Genomic DNA, 7,990 nt, shown 5'->3' on the forward strand with positions numbered 1-7,990 from the left:
GCTAGGGACTCCATCGACCCAAACTTCGGGATCACTATTATATCGTGGCGATCGCTTTCCAACAGCACTTTGCGCTCAAACCCGAACCAAAAATTTTGTAAAAGTGTTGCTTCGCAACACTTTTACAAAATTCTTATGGTTCCTTTGATCGGTAATAGCTGTATTACAGATCAACTGCTCCTAATGCTTTAAGTGTAGATTTTTGAGCAGCAGTTAATCCCTTGATCCTAGCAATATTCATATCTTCATAGGGTTTAGGAATTTTCAATGATTGGAGCCTTTTGCCAGATTGCAAATCCCAAAGTCTAGTCACTCCATCCTCACTTCCATTAGCTAAAATCTGTCCATCAGCACTGAAAATCACATCTCCCATATAGCCAATATCTAATTTTTCTTTTAAATTGTTGAGGTACTGATTAGTCTGCAAACACCAGAGCTTTACCTCGGCGGCATATCCTCCAAAGGCAAGGATTGATAATTTAGGATTTAAGGCTATTGTCCAGACTGGGAATTGGCTGGGGAGAGTGCTTACACAAAATCCTGTTGTTAGATTCCAGAACTTAAGAGAGTGATCCATACTGCCACTAATTAATATGTCATCTTGACTAAAAGCTAAACTTTCGATGCGATCGCTATGTTCTGATAGTGTTATTAAACATTCCTGCGATCGCAAATCCCAAATTTTAATCATGCCATCCCAACTACCACTAGCAAGGATTTCAACCTTGGGATGGATCGCTAGAGCTTGGACAGGGCTATGATGACCATGCAGAGTATTTAAGCATTTTGAAGTTGGGAGATGCCAAAGTTTGATGGTTTGGTCACCACTTCCAGAAGCTAAGATTTCACCATTAGCAGTAAAAGCAACAAATCTTACCCAAGCGGAATGCCCTTGGAGAATTTGCGTGCAGGTTCCATTTTTGACATTAAAGATCTTGATGGTATGGTCATAATTACCACAGGCAAAGGTTTGCTGGTCAGGGCTAAAGGCAACTTGCATCACTCCAGATGTGCCGAGATCAAAATTTCTCAAACATTTTGCATTCTGAGCATCCCAAACCCTCACGCTCTGCTCTTCATAGCTAAAGGAAAAGAGAAGCTTATTGTCAGGACTAAAGGCAACAGGTTTAGTAGCTTTATGATATCCCCGAATCGTTCTGATACATTGACCTGTATCTACATCCCACAACTTCACAATCCGATCATCACTACCACTAACTAAAGTTTTCGCATCGGGACTAAAGGTCACTGACCAAATGCGATTTTTGTGACCATATAAGGTTCTAATTACTTCGCCTGTATCTACTGACCAAAGCTTCACAGTTTCATCATCACCTGCACTCACCAGCATTTGACCATCGGCACTAAAAGCAATCGACCAAATCTGTTTTTGATGTCCTGCGATCGCTTTCACGATTTTGCCAGTATGAATATCCCAAATCTTGACAAGGCAATCTTCTCCAGCGCTGGCAATCTGTCCATCGGAGCGATCGCTTTGTGGCGCAAAGGCAACAGAGTAGACAGCATTAGTATCAACAATTGTGCGAACACATTCTCCAGTTAATACACTCCATAGTTTAATGGTGCGATCCAAGCTGCAACTAGCAATCATTTGCCCATCAGGACTAAAGGCGACCGATCGCACGATCTGCTCATGTCCCTCTAGGGTCGTCATGCATTTGCCCGTTGCGACTTCGGTGAGTTTGACCGTGCGATCGCCACCACCACTGGCTATCAGCAGATCGTCAGGGCTAAAGGCAATACTGGCTACCCCAAGTGCATGGGCTTCTATCGAAAGTAAACATGCTCCTGTATTCACGTTCCACAACTTCACCATGCGATCGAGACCTCCACTAGCAAGCATTTGCCCATCCTTGCTAAATGCTAGAGAAAATATAAATTCACTATGAGCAGGAGTTTTAAGCAGTTGACTACCATCAGCAACTCGCCAAAGATAAATCCAGCCCCTTACGTCACTAGTTGCTATAATCTTGCCATCGGGACTGAAGGCTGTCGCTATCACACTACTAAAAGTCACTCTAAAAGCCGATCTGGCAAGATCGCAGTTAGTAAAGTTAACTTGAGGAAGTTCCACTTCTCTGAGATCAGCCTGCCAAATGGATAAATTAGAGAAGTCATAACCAGTTAGATCAATATTTAGACAACAGAGCAGGTTAACAAGATTGCCACCTGCATATCCTTGCTTTGGTACAGTCTCCGCTTTCAGTCGAGTTAGAGTTGTGGCGATTGCTTGATAACCTAACTTATCGGCAATGGGCTGAAGGATAAACCGAATTTGAGCATCACGAATATAGTCTTTCGCTGTGGCTTCGATGAGGGCATGACTATGGAGTAGATTTATCTTCTGTTCGGTGAAGTTAATCTCCTGACAGATCTTGTCAATGAATTGATAATTGACATATTCCATCACTACAGGCTGGAGTGTAAACCCATTAGCCATAACTTCTATGAGCGATCGCTTTTTCAATAATTCCAGAGTCACAATCAGTTTTTGCTTTGATTCTATGGACAGCAAATTCTCTTTTAGGGCAATTACTGATATTGGCTCACGGGCGATCGCTAACCAGTACATTACTTCTTGCTCAGACTCCGATAGTCTCAAAAACTGACGTTGGAGCAGATCTTGGATATCTCCAAAAGTCAGCCCCCCCTCTCGCATTAAGGCTAGCATTTGCGAGACATCGCCACCCAGTAAATCGCGAATCCCTGCGGCGACAATTTTTAGAGCTAGAGGATTTCCCGCATAGTGGGTAATGATTTCCTGCCATTCGGCATCGTTTGCCCTCATAGATTCTCTCGCCAATATCTGCAAGCCATCCTGTTGTGATAAGCCCGATAAAGGCAGCGATCGCACTGAGCTTCCCATCAATCTCGATAATTCTGGCGGTGCTTCGCGACTGGTAACCACTAAGCAGCTTTGATGATTACGTTCCCCAATATATCTAATCAAATCACCATAGCCTTCATAACCAGATCGATAGCCAGAGAGATAGCCAGAGCGATCGCTCAGAATCGACTCCCAGTTATCAATCACTAACAAACATCGCCGCGCATCTAGATAGCGCATCAGCAGGTCAAGTTGTGCGGGTAAATTATCTGGTAGTTCGAGCGGTTGAGGGTGAGAGAGAAATTGCAAAATATCGGTGAGGATGCTTGCAAAAGATGGGGCATTACGTAGCGATCGCCAGATCGTAAATTCAAATTCTTCTTTTAATTGATGGGCGAGTTGTGATGCTAGGGAAGTTTTGCCCATGCCGCCCATGCCCAAAATGGTGACAATTTGATAGCGATCGCTGATTACCCATTGCTCTAGCTGTTGCAGTTCAGTAGTACGTCCATAGAAATTACCTACCTGTTGAGCCTCTTTTAAATCAACTTGCGGAGTCTTTGCGATCGCCTCTTGCCAATCTATACCCAAAAATTGACAAAGCTGTATGAAGGTATCTTGGCGAATGTCATCCCCTTGAAAGAAACGTTTGGCGACACCAATCGATCCCGCTTTTTCTAAGACTTGGCTAGCAGTCTGGGACAGTCCAAGCTGACGTAATTTATCCTTGAGTATTTGCTGTCCTCGTTTAGACGCTTTTGCCATATTTTTTTGCCATAGTTCTAAAGGGCTAGCACTCTCAATGAGTTGGCTAGCCCTATTTTACAGATCGAAGTAATCGCGATCGCAAAATACCGATCCCATTAGCGATCCTTTTACCGATCCTAAAAGTGAGTCTTTAGTACAAGTTAGCTCAGGCATTCTATTAAACAAGCGTTATTTATAGCTAATCGGAGTTAGACATGAACAAGAATTTTTGGCTCAAGGGATTTCAAGTTAAGGCAATCATCATCTCGCTATCGTTAGCCTTACCAGTCGTTGTCATGGCACAAACCTACAGCGATCGCCAAGTCAATTCTTATACTTCTCAAGTACCTACATATTCTTACTCCATCGCTGACTTAGCCAACGCAATGCGTTGGTATTGGTGAAATGCACAGGTTCTCATTTACATATTCATGAGAGATTGAAATAAAACAATGTGTTATCAAGTAACTGATGTTACGTGGAACGCAGATGATGAATCTCTTGCTGCTAGAGTAACAGGGCAAGCACGGGGGCATTGCCCCTACCTGAGAAATTCATGTTTTGTAGGGGCTGCGCCCCCGTGCCAGCCCCCAACCTTGAGGATCGCAGGAATTCCTTCCACGTAACATCAGTCAAGTAACTCAAAATTTAGCGATCAATATACAAATAATAAATGGCAAGCGGTTCTATATGATTAAGAAGTGAAACCTCGACAAATTTATAGATTGTCGTTATTCATAAACATTATTGGAGGAAGATACCCATGCAAATTGAAAAAGAGGATCTAGACTGGGCTGTTGACCAAGATTTGATCGATGCAAATGTAGCTGATAGTCTCTGGCAGGCTTTACTTGTAAGGAAACAGCACGTACCAAAATTTGATTTTGCTAACGTGTCCTACTACTTTGGCGCACTCATCATCATTTTTGGGATGTTTTTCTTTCTGACCCTTGCTTGGGCATCACTGGGTGGACTGGGTATCTTCGCCCTATCTTGCATTTACATCTTAATTTTTGCTCGTGCTGGACGACACTTGTGGTTTGATCGCGGACTAAAAGTTCCTGGAGGTTTGCTCACAACTATTGCTGTATGCATGGTTCCACTTGCAATTTATGGTTTTCAGCGCATGACGGGTATCTGGCCAAGTGGAGATCCTGGTAGCTATCGCAACTACCATATGTGGGTAAAAGCTAGTTGGTTTTACATGGAATTAGGCACAGTTCTCGCTGGGATGCTTGCCCTTTGGTGGATTCGCTTTCCCTTCCTAACAATGCCGATCGCTTACTCGCTATGGTACATGTCAATGGATTTGACACCGTTGATTTTTGGTAAAAATGAATTTGCTTGGAATGAGCGATGTCTAGTTTCTTTCTGGTTTGGCATAGCCACTGTCGTCATTGCTTTTTTCATTGATCGGCACATCCGCCGCAGTCAGGGTGACTTTGCCTTTTGGCTATACTTGTCTGGACTAATGGCTTTTTGGGGAGGTTTAACGCTGATGAATTCTGGTGGCGAATGGGAGAGATTCCTCTATTTCCTAATTAATCTGTTTTTGATTCTTCTCTCTGTTTTGCTCAGAAGACGTGTATTTGTCATCTTCGGCGCTATGGGAGTGATCGGTTATGTAGGACATCTTGCATACACAGTATTTAGTAATTCGCTACTGTTTCCGATCGCGCTTTCTTTTGTTGGTGTTTTCATAATTTTTGCTGGGATACAATACCAAAAAAATTACACAAATTGGGAAAAGTGGTTACATCGTATCCTTCCTGAATCTTTGCTACAAATTTTGCCAAAGGATATTTGAGTCTGAGAGCGTGTTTAAGAAGTCTCTTATTTAGCGTAAATTTCTGCTTTTACCCCCCTTAATCCCCCCTTGCAAAGGGGGGGAACTCAGATTCTCCCCCTTGTAAAGAGGGAGTTAGAGGGGGTAAAAACTTCTCAAACACGCTCTAAGAATGAAGAGATTATCAGTCAATATATTTTGACTTTTGCTAAAGTTCTATTTTGATGTGAAAAATTTGTGAGCTATTTAGAAGCATTTTCGCCAGACTATGCGATCGCACGGGAGCGCTTTCGAGCAAAGTCTTTGGCTTGTGGTTACGATTGCATAGCCTATCCAATTGATCGAGTGAGTCCAAATGGTGAAGAACTAACAATTGATGTGGCGATCGCAGGCGCACCTAACCCCAAAAGAACCGTAGTAATTTCCAGTGGGTTCCATGGTGTAGAAGGCTTCTGAGGCTCAGCAATCCAACTAGCTTTGTTAGAACAGCAGCAAATAATTACTTCGCGATCGCCTGATACGAGAGTAGTACTCATTCATGCCCTAAATCCCTATGGCTTTGCAATGTCAGTTCGACGAAAGCGAAAAATGGTAAGAATCGCTTAGCGATTCTTACCATTTTTCGCCATTTGCGGCGTGCTTTGCACGCCGCAAATGGCTATATCGAACTCACGTTAAATTTAATGCGTTCCTAAATCCAACATCACCACCATCAAAGTTTGACCCCTATATATTGCAAGCTATTTGGCTAATCTTGAAGTATGGTATGACTAGTTTAAGGAACACTCTTCCCGTAGGACAATATGATTATCCAAAAGGGCTTTTCTTTGGTGGTAATGCTCCATCGAAAACTCAAGAGGTTCTTGCTGAAAATTTATCTCAATGGATCGGTAATACTTCAGAAGTATTGCATCTTGATTTCCACACAGGCCTAGGAAAATGGGGAACTTACCTGAGTAATTTCTCTCTCAATTCCATCATATTCAATTAAAACTTTATTGTCCTTGATACTCACATAAATCAAATTACCACGCACACGCCGATCCCGATTTAGTAACTAGATTTACGATAACAAGTTTTAACGGGATTTTAGCGATCGCTAGTTTACCAATAGGTTCAATAAATATAATCGCTTTCTCTAAATCATTAACTTGAGACTGGCCGCGAAACTGTTTGATTTAGATGGCGATTTGTTTATTTCCTTGCCGAATGCCAATAAAACCACTTGCACCAAGATCAACAAACAAAAAGCGATCGCCAAATTCGATACAGATCGCGATCGCCTGTTGATAGTTTTGCCGCGCTTCTGCATATTCTCGTATAAACATGCATGAAAATTGCCTATGATAAGTTTAGATAGTCTCTAACTTGGTATAAAAAATCCTTTGCGTTTTGTAGGGTGATCTTTACTTGTTCTGTAGTTAGTTCTACTTCCTCGCCATAATCAGCTAGTTGTCTCAAATCGTAGGTATCACCTAAGATAACAGAAAGCTCATTAGAGAGTTTGCTTGTTTTGATAAAGTGCAATCTAAATAGTTTGATGAGTCCTTTGTGGGTGCTGGCGTTAATGTTTTCAGAGATTAGAATGGCTTGAGTTGCGAAGTACATTGAATAGTAAGCCCGTGAAATTGAGGCTCGATAACGGTTACTTTCCAAGAGTTGCTGTTTCTAGTTCTTCTTGAGATAGATTTATGTAGAATTGGATTTGGCTCATAGAGCGATTCCTTCTCTACGGATATTGTTTAAAAGTGGGGTAGATTTGTTTTTGAAGTCTTCTTCTGAGATGGGAATTACGGATAAGAGTTCGTCGTATTGAAGGCTAAGTCTAGATTTGATTGCGCCCATGTGAAAAATCTCAGTGGGAGGGGAGATGGGAGATTTGAGGATAACGGCAACATCAATGTCTGAGTCGGTTGTAGCTTGATTGCGTGCCTGTGAACCGTACAAAACCAGTTGCAAGAATTTACTGCCATACAGGTGTTGCAGTTCTTCTCGAAATTCTGTTAATAGGCTATTTAACTTTGGTGCTAATGTTGATTGATTCATATTTTTCCCTTAAGAGATTATCCGCGATCGCAATGTTCATTGTCGTAACCTATTTCGCTCCAGTAGCAAAGGCAAATACGGCTCTAAGTGAATTTTGGTTTAGGGTAGGATAGTTTTCAAATATTTGTTGTTCTGTCCAACCTGCGGACAATAAGCCCAATATAAATTCGACGGAAAGCCTTGTGCCTTTGATGACTGGCTTGCCGAATAATATATCGGGATCGGAGTGGATATAGGTTTCCCAGTTCATGTAATCACTTCTCTAAGTGCTAATTTGATTTTAACAATTTTAAGATCTCTTCAACAAAAGTAATCTGTGAAGGCAAAGATCCCCGACTTTTTTTGTGACTAGTGCAGATGGTCTATGACAGCAAAGAAAAAGTCGGGGATCTGAATCTCGGCTTTTAAAGTTTTTTATTCCTGACTACTGAATGCTTAGCCTGAATTATGCATGACAAGGGGAACGAGAACAAGAAAAAGAGCCTAAAAGCTATTAGAATTAGGCTCTTCAGAATAATAATAGATGTATTTTCTCATGACAGAGTGTAATCAAGAAGCAAAGA

General features: G+C 41.9%; 8 protein-coding genes and 2 pseudogenes. 4 read left to right on the plus strand and 6 right to left on the minus strand.

Annotated elements, in window-relative coordinates; translation table 11 throughout:
- Window positions 1–163: 163 nt before the first annotated feature.
- Complete coding sequence (locus tag VB775_RS08685) at window positions 164–3,613, minus strand: NB-ARC domain-containing protein (protein WP_281008775.1); 3,450 nt, start codon at window positions 3,611–3,613, stop codon at window positions 164–166.
- 197 nt (window positions 3,614–3,810) lie between these two features.
- Here VB775_RS08685 and VB775_RS08690 point away from each other — a divergent pair, with 197 nt between their 5' ends.
- The 4 genes and pseudogenes from VB775_RS08690 to VB775_RS08705 all read left to right on the plus strand — a co-directional run.
- Complete coding sequence (locus VB775_RS08690; protein ID WP_281008776.1) at window positions 3,811–3,999, plus strand: hypothetical protein; 189 nt, start codon at window positions 3,811–3,813, stop codon at window positions 3,997–3,999.
- 359 nt (window positions 4,000–4,358) lie between these two features.
- Entirely contained in the window at window positions 4,359–5,402 is a 1,044-nt protein-coding gene (locus tag VB775_RS08695; protein WP_281008777.1) for a DUF2157 domain-containing protein, read from the plus strand.
- Between the two features lie 216 nt (window positions 5,403–5,618).
- Window positions 5,619–5,987: pseudogene (locus VB775_RS08700) on the plus strand (DUF2817 domain-containing protein).
- A gap of 88 nt (window positions 5,988–6,075) precedes the next feature.
- Window positions 6,076–6,318 (plus strand): annotated as a pseudogene (locus tag VB775_RS08705) (DUF2817 domain-containing protein); the annotation flags it as partial.
- On the opposite strand, the gene VB775_RS08710 reads toward VB775_RS08705, so the two are convergent.
- From VB775_RS08710 to VB775_RS08730, 5 genes are all read right to left on the minus strand, one after another.
- Window positions 6,313–6,417, minus strand: a complete 105-nt coding sequence (locus VB775_RS08710; RefSeq protein ID WP_323216732.1) for a hypothetical protein — start codon at window positions 6,415–6,417, stop codon at window positions 6,313–6,315. The pseudogene VB775_RS08705 and the gene VB775_RS08710 overlap by 6 nt on opposite strands.
- 142 nt (window positions 6,418–6,559) lie before the next feature.
- The gene (locus VB775_RS08715) at window positions 6,560–6,709 is read right to left on the minus strand and encodes a hypothetical protein (RefSeq protein WP_281008778.1); all 150 of its coding nucleotides are present in this window, start codon (window positions 6,707–6,709) and stop codon (window positions 6,560–6,562) included.
- Window positions 6,710–6,722: 13 nt separating this feature from the next.
- The gene (locus tag VB775_RS08720) at window positions 6,723–7,037 is read right to left on the minus strand and encodes a HEPN domain-containing protein (RefSeq protein ID WP_323216733.1); all 315 of its coding nucleotides are present in this window, start codon (window positions 7,035–7,037) and stop codon (window positions 6,723–6,725) included.
- 54 nt (window positions 7,038–7,091) lie between these two features.
- Complete coding sequence (locus tag VB775_RS08725; protein WP_281008780.1) at window positions 7,092–7,427, minus strand: nucleotidyltransferase domain-containing protein; 336 nt, start codon at window positions 7,425–7,427, stop codon at window positions 7,092–7,094.
- Window positions 7,428–7,476: 49 nt separating this feature from the next.
- The gene (locus VB775_RS08730) at window positions 7,477–7,677 is read right to left on the minus strand and encodes a DUF433 domain-containing protein (RefSeq protein WP_281008781.1); all 201 of its coding nucleotides are present in this window, start codon (window positions 7,675–7,677) and stop codon (window positions 7,477–7,479) included.
- Between the last annotated feature and the right edge of the window lie 313 nt (window positions 7,678–7,990).

Source organism: Pseudanabaena sp. CCNP1317, from assembly GCF_034931345.1.
Lineage (GTDB): Bacteria > Cyanobacteriota > Cyanobacteriia > Pseudanabaenales > Pseudanabaenaceae > Pseudanabaena > Pseudanabaena galeata.